Annotated in this window: 14 protein-coding genes; 12 read left to right on the plus strand and 2 right to left on the minus strand. The window is 51.0% G+C overall.

Going from position 1 to position 19064, the window contains the following annotated elements; genetic code table 11:
- Positions 1-51 precede the first annotated feature (51 nt).
- The 9 genes from DWY84_RS04265 to DWY84_RS04305 all read left to right on the plus strand — a co-directional run bounded on the left by DWY84_RS04265 (position 52) and on the right by DWY84_RS04305 (position 11063).
- Positions 52-1131 (plus strand): ABC transporter ATP-binding protein, encoded by a 1080-nt coding sequence (locus DWY84_RS04265; RefSeq protein ID WP_118531143.1) that lies wholly within the window; start codon positions 52-54, stop codon positions 1129-1131.
- Positions 1125-2777, plus strand: coding sequence for an iron ABC transporter permease (locus DWY84_RS04270; RefSeq protein WP_118531145.1), 1653 nt, complete (start codon positions 1125-1127; stop codon positions 2775-2777). Before DWY84_RS04265 ends, DWY84_RS04270 begins: the two co-directional genes overlap by 7 nt.
- Positions 2778-2846: 69 nt before the next feature.
- Positions 2847-4286, plus strand: a complete 1440-nt coding sequence (locus DWY84_RS04275) for a phosphoglucomutase/phosphomannomutase family protein (protein ID WP_118531147.1) — start codon at positions 2847-2849, stop codon at positions 4284-4286.
- 164 nt (positions 4287-4450) lie between these two features.
- Positions 4451-5503, plus strand: a complete 1053-nt coding sequence (locus DWY84_RS04280; protein WP_118531149.1) for an extracellular solute-binding protein — start codon at positions 4451-4453, stop codon at positions 5501-5503.
- Entirely contained in the window at positions 5500-7170 is a 1671-nt protein-coding gene (locus tag DWY84_RS04285; RefSeq protein ID WP_118531151.1) for a sensor histidine kinase, read from the plus strand. The genes DWY84_RS04280 and DWY84_RS04285 overlap by 4 nt, the downstream gene beginning before the upstream one ends.
- Positions 7163-7924 (plus strand): response regulator, encoded by a 762-nt coding sequence (locus DWY84_RS04290; protein WP_118531153.1) that lies wholly within the window; start codon positions 7163-7165, stop codon positions 7922-7924. The genes DWY84_RS04285 and DWY84_RS04290 overlap by 8 nt, the downstream gene beginning before the upstream one ends.
- Positions 7925-8238: 314 nt before the next feature.
- Positions 8239-8841 carry a Fic family protein gene (locus DWY84_RS04295; RefSeq protein WP_118531155.1) on the plus strand — a complete coding sequence of 201 codons (603 nt, stop codon included), beginning with the start codon at positions 8239-8241 and terminating at the stop codon, positions 8839-8841.
- Between the two features lie 23 nt (positions 8842-8864).
- Positions 8865-10271 (plus strand): HAMP domain-containing sensor histidine kinase, encoded by a 1407-nt coding sequence (locus DWY84_RS04300; protein ID WP_118531157.1) that lies wholly within the window; start codon positions 8865-8867, stop codon positions 10269-10271.
- A 21-nt stretch (positions 10272-10292) separates the two neighbouring features.
- Entirely contained in the window at positions 10293-11063 is a 771-nt protein-coding gene (locus DWY84_RS04305; RefSeq protein ID WP_243024752.1) for a hypothetical protein, read from the plus strand.
- 338 nt (positions 11064-11401) lie between these two features.
- On the opposite strand, the gene DWY84_RS04310 is transcribed toward DWY84_RS04305, so the two are convergent.
- Together DWY84_RS04310 and DWY84_RS04315 are read right to left on the minus strand one after the other, a co-directional pair.
- Positions 11402-12112: a response regulator transcription factor gene (locus tag DWY84_RS04310; RefSeq protein WP_118531161.1), complete on the minus strand. Its 711-nt coding sequence runs from the start codon at positions 12110-12112 to the stop codon at positions 11402-11404.
- A gap of 16 nt (positions 12113-12128) precedes the next feature.
- A complete protein-coding gene (locus tag DWY84_RS04315; RefSeq protein WP_118531163.1) occupies positions 12129-14522 on the minus strand; it encodes an endonuclease MutS2 in 2394 nt (797 codons plus the stop codon).
- Positions 14523-14754: 232 nt separating this feature from the next.
- Between DWY84_RS04315 and DWY84_RS04320 the strand changes: the two genes are divergently transcribed.
- The 3 genes from DWY84_RS04320 to rlmD all read left to right on the plus strand — a co-directional run bounded on the left by DWY84_RS04320 (position 14755) and on the right by rlmD (position 18996).
- Complete coding sequence (locus tag DWY84_RS04320; protein ID WP_118531164.1) at positions 14755-16074, plus strand: PDZ domain-containing protein; 1320 nt, start codon at positions 14755-14757, stop codon at positions 16072-16074.
- Positions 16075-16162: 88 nt separating this feature from the next.
- On the plus strand, positions 16163-17107 hold the full coding sequence (locus DWY84_RS04325; protein ID WP_118531165.1) for an HD domain-containing protein: 945 nt from the start codon (positions 16163-16165) through the stop codon (positions 17105-17107).
- Between the two features lie 515 nt (positions 17108-17622).
- Positions 17623-18996 (plus strand): 23S rRNA (uracil(1939)-C(5))-methyltransferase RlmD, encoded by a 1374-nt coding sequence (gene rlmD / locus DWY84_RS04330; RefSeq protein ID WP_118531166.1) that lies wholly within the window; start codon positions 17623-17625, stop codon positions 18994-18996.
- Positions 18997-19064: the final 68 nt, after the last annotated feature.

Consider the following 19064-nt stretch of genomic DNA (forward strand, 5'->3'; position numbering starts at 1 on the left):
GTTCGCAGGGCAATGGGAGTTACAGAACAAAACAGGAATGGAGGAATGAATATGAGTCATGCAGTCATCATAAAGAAAGCCGTAAAAAAATACGGAAACTTTACCGCATTAAACGGGGTGGATCTGGAAATTAAGCCCGGTGAATTCTTTACACTGCTGGGGCCGTCCGGCTGCGGCAAGACCACCCTGCTGCGCATGATCGCGGGATTCAACAGTGTGGACGGCGGCGAAATCTGTTTCGATGACAAGGTCATCAACAATCTGGAAGCCCACAAGCGTGATATCGGTATGGTGTTCCAGAACTATGCCATCTTCCCACATCTGACGGTGGCTGAGAACGTGGCTTACGGTCTGAAGGCAAAGAAATGCCCGAAGGATCAGATCCCTGGCAAGGTAGAAGAGGCACTGGAGCTTGTGCAGATCAGTAAATTAAAAGACAGAAAGCCCAACGAGCTTTCCGGTGGCCAGCAGCAGCGCGTTGCTCTGGCGCGTGCGTTCGTTATTGAACCGGGAGTTCTTCTGATGGATGAGCCGCTTTCCAATCTGGACGCAAAGCTGCGTGTGCAGATGAGAACTGCCATTAAGAAGCTGCAGAGAAGACTCGGCATTACTACCATTTATGTTACCCATGACCAGGAAGAGGCACTGGCGATTTCTGACCGCATCGCAGTTATGAAAGAGGGCAACATCATGCAGGTGGGAACTCCGGAAGCCATTTATAAAAAACCGGAGAATACCTTTGTAGCCGGATTCATTGGAGTCTCCAATTTTGTAGAGTGTGAGGTGGATGGCAAAAATCCGGAGGCAGCAGTCTTAAATATCAAGGATGAGTGCAGTATTACCTGTAAACTGAAAAAGCCGTTCTCTGGCAAGGGCATCATCTCCGCGAGACCGGAGCAGCTGTTCTTTGATGAGAGCAACGGACTTCCGGGCAAGATCGTGATGTCCACCTTTCTGGGGGATTTCATTGAATATGAGATTGAACTGAACAATGGGCAGACCCTGCAGCTTAACGAGTACACCAAGGATGTTCAGACAGTCCGCCCAGACGGCGAGCAGGTAAAGGTCAACTTTGACATCAACGCAGTGGGCGTATACGATGCAGCAACCCAGGAGGTGATTTCATGGTAACATCCCGGAAAAAACTGGATTTCTGGTTCTGGGTTAAGGTGGTAGTCATTGGCTTTATGCTAATCTTTCTGATCTACCCCTTCTGCACCCTGATCACCCGAAGCTTTTTCTCCAACAAGACAGCCGGCTTCACCTTTGAGAACTATATCCGGTTCTTCACGAAGAAGTATTATTACTCAGCATTGGGACGAAGCCTGTTCGTATCCATCGTGACCACCTGTACCACACTTTTGGTGGGAGTTCCGATCGCGTACCTTATGTCCCGCTACAATGTGTTTGGCAAAAACTTCATTCACATTTTTATCATCATGAGTCTTATGAGCCCGCCGTTCATCGGTGCTTACAGCTGGATCATGCTGTTTGGCCGCGCGGGTTTTGTGACAAAGCTGTTTGCGAATATCGGCATTCATCTGCCGAGTATTTATGGCAAGCTGGGTATCATCCTGGTATTTACGTTTAAGCTTTTCCCATACGTGTACCTGTATACATCGGGGGCTATGGGAAGTATCGACTCCAGTATTGAAGAAGCGGCAGAGAACCTGGGCAGCAACAAGCTGCGCCGTCTCTTAACCATCACGCTTCCGGTTGTGGCTCCGTCCATTGCGGCAGGTGCCATCATGGTATTCATGACCAGTCTGGCAGATTTCGGTACCCCGATGCTGATCGGTGAAGGCTATATGGTTCTTCCGGTTCTGGTATACAACGAGTACATGAGTGAGATCGGCGGTAATGCCCATCTGGCCAGTGCCCTTTCTGTCGTTGTGGTACTCTGCTCCACTACCGTGCTTTTGGTTCAGAAGTATTTCGTGAGCCGCAAAAACTACGTGATGACCGCTATGCGTCCGCCGAAGGAAGAAGTGCTTCACGGCGGCAAACGTTTCCTGGTTACCCTGCCGGTACTGCTGGTTACCCTGATCGGCATTATGCCGCAGATCGTGGTGATTGTCAGCAGCTTTATCAAATGTGATTTCACCGGTTTCCAGAAGGGCTTCAGCCTGGACAGCTATGTGACGATCTTTAACCGCCTGTGGACCAACATCCGCAACACCTTCGTATTCTCTTCCATTGCGATCGTGTTCATCATCATCCTGGGCATGCTGATCTCTTACATTGTTGTGCGCCAGAAAGGCGTGGCAGGCCAGCTGATGGATCTGTTGATCATGTTCCCGTTCGTTATTCCGGGCGCAGTTCTTGGTATCAGCTTAATTGTTGCCTTTAATAAGCAGCCGGTGATCCTGACCGGTACCGCGATGATCATGATCATTGCGTTTATCGTCCGCAAGCTGCCTTACACGGTCCGTTCCGGCAGCGCGTTCCTGCAGCAGATGGATGTGAGCGTGGAAGAGGCCTCCATCAGCCTGGGCGTGTCCCCGATGAAGACCTTTGTAAATGTAACCGCAAGACTGATGGCTCCAGGCGTTCTCTCCGGCGCGATCTTAAGCTGGATTACCTGTATCAATGAGCTGTCCTCCAGCGTTATGCTGTACGGCGGCAAGACCAGTACCATTTCTGTTGCGATTTATACAGAGGTTGTACGAAACAGCTTTGGTACCGCGGCGGCCCTGGCGTCCATTCTGACCGTCAGCACCGTGATTTCCCTTCTGATCTTCTTAAAAGTCAGCAAGGGCAAGGTATCGGTTGTCTGATTCGGAAACAGTTAGAGCGTTCGGCGGTCTGAGAGGCCGCCGGAGCTCTTTCAAAAGCGAGGTGTGGTTATGATAAAATTTGGCACTGGTGGCTGGAGAGCCATCATTGGCGAAGAATTTACGAAAGAAAACATTCAGAAGCTTGCACTGGCCATGTCTTTGAAAATCAAGGCAGAGCATGTGGAGGACAAGCCGGTGGTGATCGGTTATGACCGGCGCTTCCTTTCCAAAGAGGCTGTCATCTGGTCCTGCGAGATTTTTGGGCAGCAGGGAATCAAGGTGCTGTTTGTGGACCGCAGTTCTCCGACACCGCTCATCATGTTCTATGTGATGAAGCATGATCTCAGCTACGGCATGATGGTAACGGCCAGCCATAACCCGGCCATCTACAACGGCATCAAGGTATTTACCAAAGGCGGACGCGATGCGGATGAGCATCAGACCGCGGACATTGAGAGATATCTGGAGCAGGCAGACAAGCTCTACGTGCCGGACCTGGAGGAGAACGGGCAGATGCCGCCGCATGCATACCAGGAGCTGGTAAAGAGCGGCCAGGTGGTGGAGATGAATCCCATGAATGAATACCTGGACAACATCATCTCCCTCATCAATCTGGATGCCATCCGGGAACGGGATCTGCGCATAGCCATCGACCCAATGTACGGCGTGAGCCTGACGGCGCTCTGCACCATTCTTTCTATTGCAAGATGTGCGGTGGAGACCATCAACGCCCAGCATGACACGCTGTTTGGCGGTAAAATGCCGGCCCCGACCGAGAGCACGCTGCGCAATCTGCAAAACTATGTGCTGGACCGATACTGTGACATCGGTATTGCCACCGATGGTGATGCGGACCGTCTGGGTGTGATTGATGATAAGGGACATTACCTTCACGCAAATACCATTCTGGTCATGCTGTATTATTATCTGCTGAAATACCGCGGCTGGCGCGGCCCGGCGGTGCGCAACCTGTCTACTACCCATGTGCTGGACAAGGTGGCAGAGAGCTTCGGCCAGAAATGCTATGAGGTGCCGGTGGGCTTTAAGTATATTTCCGCAAAGATGCAGGAGACCGATGCTATCATTGGCGGCGAATCCTCCGGCGGTCTGACGGTGAAGGGCCATATCCATGGCAAGGATGGTATTTACGCGGCTTCCCTTCTGGTGGAGATGATGGCAGTCAGCGGCAAGAAGCTTTCTGAGATTGCTGAGGACATCCGCAAGGAGTACGGCGAGATCCACATGGAAGAGCGCGCGTACCGTTTCACGGCAGAGGAAAAGGAACGCATCCACAAGACCCTGATGATGGACCAGGCATTGCCGGAGATCCCATTTGAGATTGATCATGTTTCCTACATGGACGGCTGCAAGGTTTACTTAAAAAATGGAGGCTGGGTCAGCGCCCGGTTCTCCGGAACGGAACCGCTGCTTCGCATCTTCTGTGAGATGCAGACGGAGCATGAAGCTGTGCTGCTCTGTGAATTATTTGAGACGTTTTTGGGACTGTAAATGTCCTGCAAAATCTCCGTTTTTCCGGGATTTCTGCTATAATATAGTGATAAAGCCGTATCAGTGAAGATGCGGGAAATCCATGAAGTCACGAAAATGGCAGAAGTCCGGAGAACGGGGATTTTTTTGTTTTGAAATGACTGAAGTTTGAGGGGAATGACTGGATGAAAAGCAGAAACTTTGGAAAAACGGCATTTTTCGTTTTGGCAGTGTTTATTTCCGGCTGTGGGCGCAGGACGGAGCCGCCGCTTACGCGGCAGGCAGATCTGGTGATTTGTACGGATCTGGAACTTCCGGTTTATGAGCCGGTGGTAAAGGAATTTGAAGAGCGTACCGGTCTGACAGTTGAAGTGCAGGCGGGAACATCGGAAGAGATCCGGACCTGGTTTGCGCAGGAACAGACAGAGCGAAACGGAGATGGAAAGCCCGGACCGGATCAGCCGGCAGAATGGGATCTGGCCTTTGGTGTGAACACAGAACTTCTGGATGAATATAAAGAGCTGTGGTTTCCCTGTGAGAGCAGTGAGACCAAAATGCTGGACAGCTGGTATGTGTCACCGGACCATGTCTGGACCGGTTTTTCAGTATTGCCGCTGGTAATCATGTACAACACCAATGTGGTGACCTACAGGGAGCTTCCGGTGGGCTGGGAGAGTCTGCTGGAGCCCCGGTGGCAGGGACGTGTGGCCTTTGCGGATCCGGAGCAGTCTGATGTATCTGCCCTGGCACTTGCGGCAGCCATGCTTGGCAGTCAGAGCGGTGAGGCTTATATTGAAAAACTGGCAGAAAATCTGAATTATGAGGTCTTAAAAAGCGTGGAGCAGGTCAATGAGGGGATCCTGGACGGGCGTTATTCGGTTGGCGTGACCACGGAGGCGGCGGCTCAGACGCTTCTCTGCGGCGGTGCCGATGTGGATTATATTTATCCTGAGGAGGGAACTGTGGCGGTGCTGGACGGCACGGCAGTCCGCGCCGGAAGTAGCCATAAAGAAGAAGCCCTGGCCTTTCTGGATTTTACGCTCAGCCGTGACGCGCAGAAGATCATGGCCGTGAGTCGGAACCGCCGTTCCGTGCGGACGGACACGGCTGCGGAAAAGGGCATGGATCCGATGGAAAAGCTGCCGCTTTCAGAGGCAGGATGGGCTGAGCTTTCGGAAGCAAAACGGCAGGCAGATATGTTGTGGCAGCAGGCAGACGGAAGGGAGGGCGGAGCATGAAGCAAAAAACCCTTTCGTTCCGGGACCAGGTTTTTCTGGCCTGCTTTCTGGTAACACTGGTTCCGCTTCTGTTAACCAGCGTGGTCATGGTGCGGCTGTTTACAGCTTCCCTGAACCGCCAGAGTGAGCAGGAGGCGAACCGGCAGATTACGGAGATCCGCAGCCGTTTTGCAGCGCTTCTGGATGACTGTGAGGAAGCGTGCCGGGAACTTACAAGGAACGGTACCGTGTCCCGCTATATGATCGATACCACTACGATAGAAATGCAGCGGGGCATGTACGTTTCTTTATATCAGGCCTCGCAGGAAATCTACGGACATGCCCAGATCAGTGTGTACGATGTGGGCGGAAAGCTACGGTTTACCACGGATACACTGTCGCGGGCAGATTCTCTTCCGGTGTACTGGGGTATTTTAAAGAAAGCATCCGGACAGGCGGGCATGACCTGGTACCGCACAGATCCATACCTGACACTGAATGATGACCGTGTGCTGATGCAGGGGGCTTACGCGATAGAAAATTCCGGCGGAGCCAGGACCGGATATCTGGTGCTGGATTTTACCCGGGAAAATTTTGATAATGTTTTCAGCGGCTTCTATTCCCAGACGGATACCATCTGGCTTCTGGATGCCCACAAGAGGCTTCTGTACTGTTCCAGATCAGACTATGATGAGACCAACATGAATGAGGAGGAGGACACACAGTATCTGTGGATGCAGGAACCAGAGCGTGGGTTTTATGTGATCCTGTGCCGTCAGGCGCCCATCAGTTCCCCGGCCCTGCAGACGATGGGAACGGTGCTTCTGGCCATGTCCCTGTTAAGCCTGGTCCTGTCCATGATGATCTCCGGCGCGCTGACACGGAATATTGTAAAGCCGGTCAGCCAGCTGGATAAGGCCATGGAAAAGGTTAAAGCAGGAGATTTAAACATCCGTGTCCACAGTACCCGTACCGATGAACTGGGAAGGCTGACAGACAGCTTTAACGGTATGGTACGTGATCTGAAAACATATCTGGAAGAGAAGGTGCAGCAGCAGAAGGATTTAAATGAGACGACCCTGCGCCTGTATCAGACACAGTTAAATCCGCATTTTCTGTATAACACACTGGATACCATTAAGTGGAATGCCAAGATCAATCAGATCCCGGAGATTGCGGTGCTGGCGGAAAATCTGGCAGTGATCTTAAGAAAAAGCATTTCCAGCAAGCCGTTCATCACCCTGAGAGAGGAGCTGGATACCATAGACAGCTATATCCGCATCCAGAAGATCCGGTTCAGCGGAAAGTTCCTCTATGAGACAGAGATTCCGGATGTGCTGGAAGAAAGCATGATTCCGAAGATGATCCTGCAGCCGCTGGTAGAAAATGCCATCATCCATGGCCTTGAGGGCTGCGATAATGGCTATATCTGCATTTATGCGGCTCAGAAAGACGGCGTGCTGAGCATTTCCGTGACAGATGATGGCTGCGGCATGAATCAGGATATGGTGGACTGGATCAACAGTCCGGCACCGGCAAAACGGGATGGCCATCTGGGACTTTACAATGTGATTCAGATTTTGAAGATTTACTATGGAGAAGAATATGGCATGCATGCCGAGGTGGAGGAAGACGGAACTACCGTGACGCTGCGCCTGCCATTCAGGAAGGACGTGGAACATGAATAGAGTAGTAGTGGTGGAAGATGAGACCATGGCGCGCAAAGGCATTATCCTGACCATTGACTGGTCAGCGCTAGGATGCGTCATCGTGGGGGAAGCTGCCAATGGAGAAGAGGGAGCGGCACTGGTGGAGCGCCTTTCGCCGGATATTGTGGTGACGGATGTGAAGATGCCCCGCATGGATGGCGTGGAGATGATCGCGAAGCTGCGGGAAAATGGCTGCCAGACAAAGTTTATCATCCTGACAGCCTACAGTGATTTTAAATATGCCCAGAGCGCCCTGCGCCTTGGGGTGAGTGACTATCTGCTGAAACCGTTAAAAGACGGGGAACTGGAGGCAGCAGTCCGCCATATTCAGGGACAGGAAGAAGCGCGGGAGACGAAAGAGGCAGAGGAACAGGACATGCCAGTGATCCGGTTGAGTTCGGTGAAAAATACGAAAAATAAATATGTAGAGCAGGCGGTGCAGCAAATCCGGGAGCATTACCAGGAAGATATCAATATCAGCACAGTGGCTGGAGAGCTGGAAATCAGTGAGGGATATTTAAGCCGGGTATTTAAGAAGGAAACGGACTATACCTTTACCAGCTACCTCACCCTGTACCGGATGAAAAAGGCAATGACTCTTTTAAAGGACTGCCGGGTGAAGGTTTATGAAGTCGCAGAGCAGGTGGGATATTCTGACACAGCGTATTTCAGCGCCCAGTTTAAGAAAGTGACAGGAATCTCTCCGTCTGAATACCAGGACCGCAGCCGGTAAGCCAGAGGCGCAGCTTCAGCGGGACAATGCCGGAAACAGTGCGTACAAAAAGAAATACAAAAAAATTAAAAAAATTTGGAAAAAGGGGTTGCAAAAATAGTTAGCCTATGCTAATATAATGACAGTTAGCCGCAACTAACTACATGTGAATATTCTATACATTTCGTCTGGTTTCATCTGACCCGTGAAATCAGAAACTCAACTCCTAAACGGAAAGCACGCTGCCAGGCGTGCTTTTTGTTTGTTTATTTCAGTCTTATTTTGTGCTAAAATGGATATAACTAGGACATCCATTACAGAATAAGGGGTTTTTTATGCTTGAAAATAAATTGGGAATCATGGATTCTGCGGAACTTGCCCGGGAAGAGGAGCGGCTGAGTAAAAAGCGTGCGAAGGAGCTGTTTGAAAAGGATCTGCTTGCCGGGGAGCCGGCTGGGAAGTTTTCCACGCTACAGAAAATTCACAAAATTCTTTTTGCTGATATTTATCCGTTCGCGGGCCAACTGCGGACCGTGAATCTGGCCAAGGGGAATTTCCGCTTTGCGCCACTTATGTATCTGGATGCGGCGCTTGCGAACATTGACCAGATGCCGCAGTCGGATTTCGATGAGATCATTGAAAAATATGTGGAGATGAACATTGCCCATCCATTTCGGGAAGGAAATGGGCGTAGCACCCGCATCTGGCTTGATCATATTCTGAAACATGAGATTGGAAAAGTTGTGAACTGGAGTCTGGTGGATAAAGAGGATTATCTTCTGGCCATGGAGCGCAGCCCGATCCGGGATATCGAGATTAAGCATGTGCTTAAGGCAGCGATGACTGACCAGACGGACAGCCGGGAGGTCTTCATGAAAGGCATTGACCACAGTTATTACTATGAGGGCTACACGACATTTAAGGCAGAAGAACTTTAACAGCGGGGGACAAAACAGCAGCTATGAAACATTCACTCTACTATAAATTCATCTTAGGCTATCTGGTATTCGGTCTGCTTGGCTTTGCGTCTATTGCGACCTTTTCCGCGCGGCTGATGAACAAAAATCAGGTAAAAAACCAGGCGGAAGCCATGTATGACGAGGCGAATCTGATCGCGTCAGCCTACAGCAGTGTGTATCAGGGAAAGAAGCAGGATCTGGATTCCGTCTACCCGCAGCTTCAGGCCGTGGCCAAGTTTGTGCGGGCGGAGATCTGGGTGGTAAACCGCCAGGGCATCATTGTGGTGGACAGCGAACAGAATAAGCGGGCCGGGACAGCCATTGAGGGGTTTGATCCGACGGCGACAGGCAATAAGTCTTATTGTACCGGAGCTTACTACGGCCTCTTTCCGTATGATGTTTTAAGTGTTTCCGCACCCATTACGGGAAATTACAATACCTACGGCTATGTGCTGGTGCATCTTCCTATGAGCGTGATCTGGGAGATGAGCAATTCAAATCTGAATGTGGTTTACATAACGGCTGCAATCCTGTTTATCCTGTCCTTGATCATTTTGCTGGTGTTCACGAAGACTGTGTATTTTCCGCTGCAGAAGATCACGGAGGGTGCCAATGAATATGCGGCCGGCAATCTGGAGTACCGGATTGATCTGAATACCCGGGATGAGATGGGCTATCTGGCCGGTACGCTAAACTATATGTCCGGCGAGCTGAACAAGCTGGAGGAATATCAGAGAAACTTTATAGCCAACGTATCCCATGATTTCCGTTCTCCGCTGACATCTATCAAAGGCTATCTGGAGGCGATTATAGACGGAACGATTCCGCCGGAGATGTACGAAAAATACTTAACCCGCGTGATTTCAGAGACGGAGCGCCTGACTAAGCTGACACAGGGTATGCTGACGTTAAATTCCTTAGACAGTAAGGGATATCTTTCGAGGTCAAGCTTTGATATCAACCGCGTGATCAAAGACACAGCGGCATCCTTTGAAGGAACCTGTGGGAAGAAAAACATCAACTTTGAACTGACTTTTTCCGATAACATCCAGATGGTGTACGCAGATCTTGGAAAGATCCAGCAGGTGCTTTATAACCTGATTGACAATGCCATCAAGTTCAGTCATCAGGACTCCACGATTTATATCCAGACCCGCATTAAAAACGAAAAGATTTTTGTTTCCGTGAAGGATACGGGCATTGGCATTCCGAAAGACAGTGTACAAAAGGTGTTTGACCGGTTTTATAAGTCTGATCTGTCCCGCGGAAAAGATAAAAAGGGCACCGGACTGGGGCTGGCCATTGTAAAAGAGATCATTCAGGCACACGGGGAAAACATTGATGTAGTCAGCACAGAAGGCGTGGGATCGGAGTTTATCTTTTCCCTGCCCCTGGCAACGAATCTGTAAGAGCAAAGAAGGAGAATGCGTATGAAAAAAACAGGGAAATATATTGCAGGCATGCTGCTTGCCATGGGGATGAGCCTGGCCGGAGCAGTCAGCGGGTTTGCGGCACCGGATCCCGGTACGGATCTGAATGTAGAGAATGTAAGATGGGACGGAGATTCCGGCAGCGGTACCTGGACGGACAACACGTCAGCCCGGTATTATCAGGTGAAGCTGTACCGGAACGATTCTTCTGTGATGAGTACCGTATCGGTCTACGATAATTCCTATGATTTTGCCGGTCACATGACCCGCAGAGGCAACTACTGCTTTATGGTGCGCGCCGTGGGAAGCGGATCGGCAAAGGGAGAGTGGGTAAGCTCCGATACCATGTTTCTGACTGCGGAGGAAGCAGATGATCTCAGCTATGATTACCGCCACAGCTATTCCGGAGGTCCCGGAGATGGAAAATATGTTTCCGGAGGCCCCGGGGATACTGGAAGGAATCCGGCCAGCACCGGCGGTCCCGGTGTGGCAGCAGGCAGCGGACAGGATTTTTCCACCGCACGGGGCAACCATTGGTGCATTGATCAGGGCGGCAAATGGTTCCAGTTTAAAGATGGAAGCTACCCGGTGGGCCGCTGGGTGCAGATAGACGGAATCTGGTACTGCTTCGGAATGAATGGCTATCTGCGCTGCGGATGGATTGAGGATAACGGAAAATGGTATTACACGGACAGCACCGGAGCCATGTTTGTAAATAGCCGGACTCCGGACGGATGTTACGTCGGAGGAGACGGAGCCTGGATCCAGTAAAAAGTAATATAGAGACAGAACCCACTACAGGTCCGAAGCCGGTAATCCCGGCATACCGCTGCGCAAAATATGGGTATTGTGTTCGGACGATGCAGCTGACAGATGTTTGCGGATAGTCGGACGAATCGTCCGCCTCCCTCAAACACCAGTCGCTGCATAGCCGGACACGTATACCCATATTTATGCTCCGCGGAATGCCGGGATAACCGGCTTCTACTGTATTGGCCCCGCTACGAGAGAAATAAAATCAGCCAGAACGGTATTGATCAAAAGCCGGGAATTTCAGCTTTTTACCACCCCGGCCTGCTTCGGACCTTTCGTGACTATGATTTATATTTTTACTTGCGTACTTCGAATTTGTATCCGATGCCCCATACGGTGGTCAGGGCCCAGTTGGCGTGATCCTTGATCTTTTCCCGGAGACGTTTGATATGTACGTCCACGGTACGGGTGTCTCCGATGTATTCGTAGCCCCAGATATGGTCTAAGAGCTGCTCTCTGGTGAAGACCTGGTTTGGTGAGGAAGCCAGGAAATACAGAAGCTCCAGTTCCTTCGGCGGCATCTCCACGGAATGACCGCAGTAGGTGACGGCGTAATTGGTCAGGTTGACGGTCAGATCCGGGTATTCCACGTATTCGCCCTGCTGGGGCGGTTCTGGTGCGGCAGGTGCCGGAGCAGCCTGATAGCGGCGCAGTACCGCCTTGACCCGGGCCACCAGTTCTTTGGAGTCGAAGGGTTTGATCATATAGTCATCGGCACCCAGCTCCAGTCCCAGTACTTTGTCGAAAATCTCACCTTTTGCGGAGAGCATAATGATCGGCACCTGGGAAGTGGCCCGCAGCTCGCGGCAGACCTGGTAGCCGTCAATACCCGGAAGCATCAGATCCAGAAGAATCAGGTTTGGCTTAAATTCCGGAAAGATTTTCAGTGCTGCTTCACCATCATTGACAATGTAGGTTTCGTAGCATTCTTTCATCAGATAGAGAGAAATCAGTTCCGCAATGTTCTCATCATCATCTACGATCAAAATCCGCTGTTTTTCAGCCATGTCTTTTTCCTCCCGATTATTTGAATACTACGATGGTTACGCCTGCGTCGCCTTCCCCGAAGCCGCCCAGGTGAAATTCCTTGACGTATTTCAGGCGTTTTAAATGTTTGTGAATGCCGGCGCGCAGGGCTCCGGTACCTTTTCCGTGTACAATGCGTACCTGCGGCAGGTGGGCAATATAGGCATCATCCAGATATTTGTCAAGCTGTGCCACGGCTTCGTCTACGGTCATGCCCAGCACATTGATTTCCGGGGAAATGCCGAAGGATTTGGACATCTTGATGTTGCTGCTTCCGCTGCCCTTTTTGCGGGATTCCAGTCCCGGACCACTGACGGAATTTTCCTGCAGCAGCTCCAGATCGCTTATGTTTACCTTGGAGCGCAGAATGCCCATCTGGACAAATACGTTTCCCTGGGCGTCAGGAAGGCTGCTGACGGTACCATTTAAGTTCATGGAAAGCACACGCACGCCGTCGCCCAGCTTCAGGGTCTTCGGGTTGATGGCCTTGTGCGGCTTCTTGGTCTCCTGCTTTAAGGAGAGGCCGCCTTCGACCTTCTTTAAGCTGTCGCGCAGCTTTGTGCGCTCTGCCTCGAGGGCCTTGGTGTCGATGCCGGAGGAAGCAGCCAGCTTGTTGATGTTCTTAATGGTGCGGTCTGCTGTTTCTTTTGCCTCCCGTAGGATCTGCTGCGCTTCCTCGTTGGCCTTGCGGATCATCTTATCCTTGCGCTCGTCGAAGCGTTCTTCCTTCTTTTCCAGGCCGGATTTCAGGCGGGCAATTTCGGCTTTGTAGCTTTCGATTTCCGCGCGCTCCTTCTCGATGGTGACCCGGTTTTCCTCCAGACGGCTGATGACATCCTCAAAGGTTTCATCCTCGGACTCCAGATGCGTCTTCGCGTCATCAATGATGTAGTCCGGCAGGCCCAGCTTTTTGGAGATGGCAAAGGCGTTACTCTTACCTGGGATGCCGATTAACAGGCGGTAGGTCGGGCGCAGGGTAGCCACATCGAACTCGCAGCAGGCGTTCTCCACGCCCGGAGTGCTGAGAGCGTAGATCTTTAACTCACTGTAGTGGGTGGTAGCCATGGTGCGGCATTTCATGTTGTGCAGGAAATTTAAGATGGCAATGGCCAGAGCCGCACCCTCAGTCGGGTCGGTTCCGGAACAGAGCTCATCGAAGAGGCAGAGAGAATGACTGTCTGCCTGGTTTAAAATGTGTACGATGTTGGTCATGTGGGCGGAGAAGGTACTAAGGCTCTGCTCAATGCTCTGCTCATCGCCGATATCGGCAAATACTTCTTCAAACACGGCCAGCTCAGACCCTTCAAATGCCGGAATGTGCAGGCCGGCCTGTCCCATTAAAGTAAAGAGCCCAACGGTCTTTAAGGAAACCGTCTTACCGCCGGTGTTTGGGCCGGTGACCATCAGCAGGTCAAAATCAGTGCCCAGCCATACGGTGATCGGAACCACTTTCTGGGGGTCCAGAAGCGGATGGCGGCCATCCTTGATGTGGATGCGGCCTTCGGTGTTGAACTTTGGCTCGCTGCATTTAAAGTGGCGGGACAGCGCTGCCTTCGCAAAAATGAAATCCAGCTGGGAAAGAATCTGCAGGTCAATAGCCAGCTCCTCGGTGTAAGGCATGAGCTGACCGCTTAAATCGGCCAGGACGGCCTCAATCTCTTTCTGTTCCTGAATCTCCAGGGTGCGCAGTTCATTGTTCAGCTGAATGACTGCCATAGGCTCGATGAACAGGGTAGAGCCGGTGGAAGACTGGTCATGCACCATGCCGTTTACCTGCGATTTGTACTCAGCCTTGACCGGCAGGCAGTAGCGTCCGTCACGCATGGTGATGACGGCATCCTGCAGATAAGAGCGGCAGCTGTTCAAGATGCTGTTGAGCTGCGTGTGGATGCGGTCGTTGATGCCGTGCATGGAGCGGCGGACCTTATGCAGGCCGGGGCTCGCGTTGTCACTGATCTCATCCTCAGAGAGGATGCAGCGCTTGATTTCATTGTTGACGGATGTGACCGGTTCCAGGCTGCGGAACATAGAGTCTAAGGAGTCATCCGGAAATTCCTCGGATTCTTCATGCTGGCCATATGCTTTGGCGCGGGCTGCCACAGTAAGCAGGGAACTGATGGATAACAGCTCCGGAATGCCTAAAGCGCTGCCAATCTCCAGGCGTTTTAAGGAATCGCGCACATCGCGGACACCGCTTAAAGAAAGGCTGCCCTTCATGCGGACACGGGTGAGGGCGTCGCTGGTCTCTGTCTGGGCCTGCACGATCTCATGGTAGTCACTCATGGGAAGCAGGTTCTGGCAGAGAAGCTTTCCCGGCGTGGAAGCTGCGTAGCTGGTCAGCTGGGTAATGATCTTATTATATTCTAATGTTTTTAATACTTTCTGGTTCATAAAAATCCTCGATTGTGTTTTATTGATAGCGGAAAACTGCCTGAGGGAAGAACTTCAGGCGCTTTTGATTATAACATGAAATGCACGGCGGCGAAAGGGCGGACAACACTTTTTAGTTGCGTAAATTGCCCCAAAACCTTATAATAAAAGATAATGCATAAGTGATGCATACGGGAGGGTGACTGTAACGGTACTGAACAGTCACGGGGATTATGAAGTAAGGAGGACATGAATGTCTGAAATACAGGATCCAGAAAAGAAACCTGAAAAAAAGAATGACCGTGATTTTATCAGTGAAAAGATTGTAAGGCCGGCGCCCAGCAAAAAGCAGATTGCAACAAAGATGGCAACAGCAGCCTGTGCCGGTGTGATATTTGGTGTGGTTTCAGCGGTGTGCTTTGCGCTGACCAGGCCGATCCTGGAACAGTTGTCGGAGGGAAACCGGCCAACTGCGTCTGCCATCTCCATTCCGAAGGACGAAGTGGAATCCTCTGTAGAAGCGCAGGAGACAGAAAGCGCGGCAGAGACGGAGACAGAGCCGGTAGAGGAAATGGTCCAGACTGCGCTGGAGCATTACCGTTATACAGTAGACGACCTGAGTTCGCTGTTAAACAGCCTGCAGGCAAGAGCCCAGACTGCGGACAAAAGCGTGGTGGTGGTTCATTCAGTTCAGCAGAATACAGACTGGTTTGATAATCCGGTAGAAACCACAGGTCTGTATGCCGGGGTCATCATCGCAAAGACAAGCCAGGAGCTTCTGGTTCTGACACCAGAGGCTGCGGTGGAGCAGGCAGATTCCATCAAAGTGACCTTTGAAAATGGAAAAGATGTAAATGGCCATATGAAACAGAAGGATGCCATATCCAGAATGGCCATAGTCAGCATCAGCACAGGAGATGTAGATTCATCGCAGCTGCGGGATCTGGAGCCGATGGCCCTTGGCAATTCCTATCAGGTGCGGCAGGGAGATCTGCTTGCGGCGGTAGGAAGCCCGGCGGGGGTGGTTCATTCCCTGGATTATGGTTTTGTTTCGTATGTGGTGAAAAGCAGTCCCATGGTGGATCAGCACTGCCGCATTTTGTATTCCGATATTCTGGCGAATGCGGAATGCGGTACGTTTTTGATCAATACGGATGGAGAACTGGTGGGCTGGGCCCAGGTACCTGCAGATAATTCAGGAACCGAAAGTCAGGTAACAGAAATCTTTGGCATTTCCGATTATAAGGGAATCCTGGAGAAGCTCAGCAATGGCCAGGCAATTCCATGCATTGGAATCGTAGGCCAGGAAGTGACAGATGCCCAGGTGGCAAATGGTCTGCCGGAAGGTGTTTACGTGGTGAATGCCGTAACGGAAAAACCGGCATATAACGCGGGCATCCAGAATGGTGATATTCTCACGCATATCAATGGAAATCCGGTGAGATCCATGAAAGAATACCAGGCCGCACTGGACAAGATGACCTGCGGGCAGATCATTCATGTGACGGTAGCGCGCAATGGTCGGGACACCTACACGGAACTGGAGTTTGACGTGACGGTAGGCAGCCGCTGACGGACGCGTAAATGAGTTAGAAAACGCGCCGCAGTGGGCGGCAAAACAGAACAATAAAAATGATAGAATAGAAAGTAAAGGGAAAGATATGAGGTATATTGACGGTTTCAGAGAAGGCATGCACATTTCCGATGTGTATCTTTGCAAAAGCAAGCAGATTGCACTGACCAAGAATGGCAAGGAATACGGAAATCTGGTTCTTCAGGACAAGACAGGCACTGTGGATGCGAAATTGTGGGATCTGGGTTCTCCGGGAGTCGGTAATTTTGAGGCGCTGGATTATGTTTACATCGATGCGGATGTGACTATGTTCATGGGAGCAAAGCAGCTGAATGTCAAGCGGATCCGCAAGGCAGATGAGGGCGAGTACATTCCGGCGGATTATCTTCCGGTATCCTTAAAAGATGTCAAACAGATGTATTCCGAGCTGCTGGCACTCATTGCTTCTGTAAAGAATCCGTATCTGAGAAAGCTTCTGGACAGCTACTTCGGTGCCCCGGATTTCGCGAAAGCATTTCAGTTCCACAGTGCGGCCAAGAGCGTGCATCACGGTTTTGTGGGCGGCCTTCTGGAGCATACGTTAAGCGTCACCAAGATGTGTGATTACTTTGCAGCTGCCTACCCGATGTTAAACCGTGACCTGCTTCTTACCGCGGCCATATTCCACGACATTGGAAAGACCAAAGAGCTCTCCGTATTCCCGGAGAATGACTATACCGATGACGGCCAGCTGCTTGGCCACATCATCATCGGTACCGAGATGGTCAGCGAACGGATGCGCACCATCGAAGGTTTTCCGCCGAAGCTGGCAACCGAGTTAAAGCACTGCATTCTGGCACATCACGGTGAGCTGGAGTATGGTTCCCCGAAGAAACCGGCCCTGTTAGAGGCTATGGCTTTGAACTTCGCGGACAACGCTGACGCGAAGATGGAGACGATGATCGAGGTGCTGCGGGGCGCGGGAGATAACCAGGGATGGCTGGGATATAACCGGCTGCTGGAGACGAATATCCGCAAGACGACAGACTGCTGAAACAGAACATAAAAAATCAGAAAACGCGCCTGCTTGGGCGCGTTTTCTGATTAAAAAGGGGAAAGAGGTAATGTAAAGTATCGATATATGGGAACCGTTTGTTCCATCATAGCAGATGGATAACGGATTGTTATTGGACGACCCCGGCAGCGGTTGCGCGCTTGGTGCCGCCGGGCTCTCTTATATTGGTGTATAATGAACATGTTCGTTTACTTCTGTTCATTATGATGATGAGGTTGCTTTGTTTCTCTCCCTCACATCATGGCTTTATGATACTAGAAAAATGTGTCTAAAGTTTGAGGAGATTGTGAAGAAACCAGGAAGTTTCTAAACAAAATCTTACAGAAAAGAAGGGGTATGCTAAAGTTTTTGAAAGGATACTGTGGGAATGCTTGCGCAGGAGCGGGAAAACCCGTAAAATGGGAGGAAGAAAGCTGGGCGGAGAAATGCTCTGGTTCGGACAGTCAGGGATATTGATTCCTGGTTGGATTGAAGTGAGATGAGAGGATAAAAACATGGATTGGAAAAAGAATGATGTATTTCAGGTTCAGATAGAGGATATGAGCGATACAGGGGAAGGAATCGGAAAGACCGACGGCTTCACCTGGTTTGTAAAGGATGCCGTGATCGGCGATGTGGTGGAAGCCAGGGTCATGAAAACGAAGAAGTCTTACGGCTTTGCGCGTCTGATGCAGGTATTGGAACCATCAGCATGCCGCGTTACCCCACGCTGTCCGTCTGCCCGCCAGTGCGGCGGATGTCAGCTTCAGGCCATGAGCTATGAAGAACAGTTAAAGTTTAAGGAAAACAAAGTACGCAATAATTTAAGCCGCATCGGCGGACTGACCGAGATTCCGATGGAGCCGATCATCGGCATGGAAGAGCCCTGGCGTTACCGCAATAAAGCACAGTTCCCGTTTGGAAAAGATAAAAACGGACGCATCATCACAGGCTTTTATGCAGGCAGGACCCACGCTATCATTGAGCAGGAGGACTGTCTGCTTGGTGTGGAAGAAAATCAGCCGATCCTGGACTGCATCCGCGGTTTTATGGAAGAATATCATATCGCGCCCTATGAGGAAGAAACCCATAAAGGACTTGTCCGCCATGTGCTGATCCGCAAGGGCTTTACCACGGGAGAACTGATGGTCTGTCTGGTATTGAATGGCGATGTGGAGAAACTAAAGGCACCGGAGGTGCTGGTGGAGCGCCTGGTGAAGCTCTTCCCTTCCCACATGGCAAGCATTTCCTGCAGTATCAATCGGGAAAAGACCAATGTCATCATGGGAAAAGAGATTGTAAATCTGTACGGGCCGGGCTATATCACCGATTATATCGGAAATGTCTGCTACCGCATCTCCCCACTGTCCTTTTACCAGGTCAATCCGGTGCAGACCCAGAAGCTTTACGGAACCGCGCTGGAGTATGCAGGCCTGACCGGTGAGGAAACCGTGTGGGATCTTTACTGCGGTATCGGAACCATCTCCCTGTTTCTGGCGCAGAAAGCAAAGAAGGTATATGGCGTAGAGATTATTCCGCAGGCGATTGATGATGCCCGTGCCAACGCAAAGCTGAACCATTTTGAAAATGTCGAGTTCTTTGTTGGAAAAGCGGAGGAGGTACTGCCGGAACAGTATGAAAAGAACCAGGTCTACGCCGACACCATTGTGGTAGATCCGCCAAGAAAAGGCTGCGACAGCGTCTGCCTGGACACCATCGTAAAGATGGCACCGGAGAAAGTCGTATATGTCAGCTGCGACTCCGCGACTCTGGCCAGGGATGTGAAGTATCTTGGAGAGAGAGGATATGAGGTGAAACGGGTAAAAACTGTGGATATGTTCCCGTGGAGCGGACATGTAGAGACGGTCTGTTTGATGTCAAGGAAATAAAATCAAGTGCCAGAAAGCGGCGTATTTCCGGGCTTTTTCGGAGGTTTGGATTTGAAGCCAGACTTCTG

The organism is Clostridium sp. AF27-2AA, assembly GCF_003478505.1.
Lineage (GTDB): Bacteria > Bacillota > Clostridia > Lachnospirales > Lachnospiraceae > Brotaphodocola.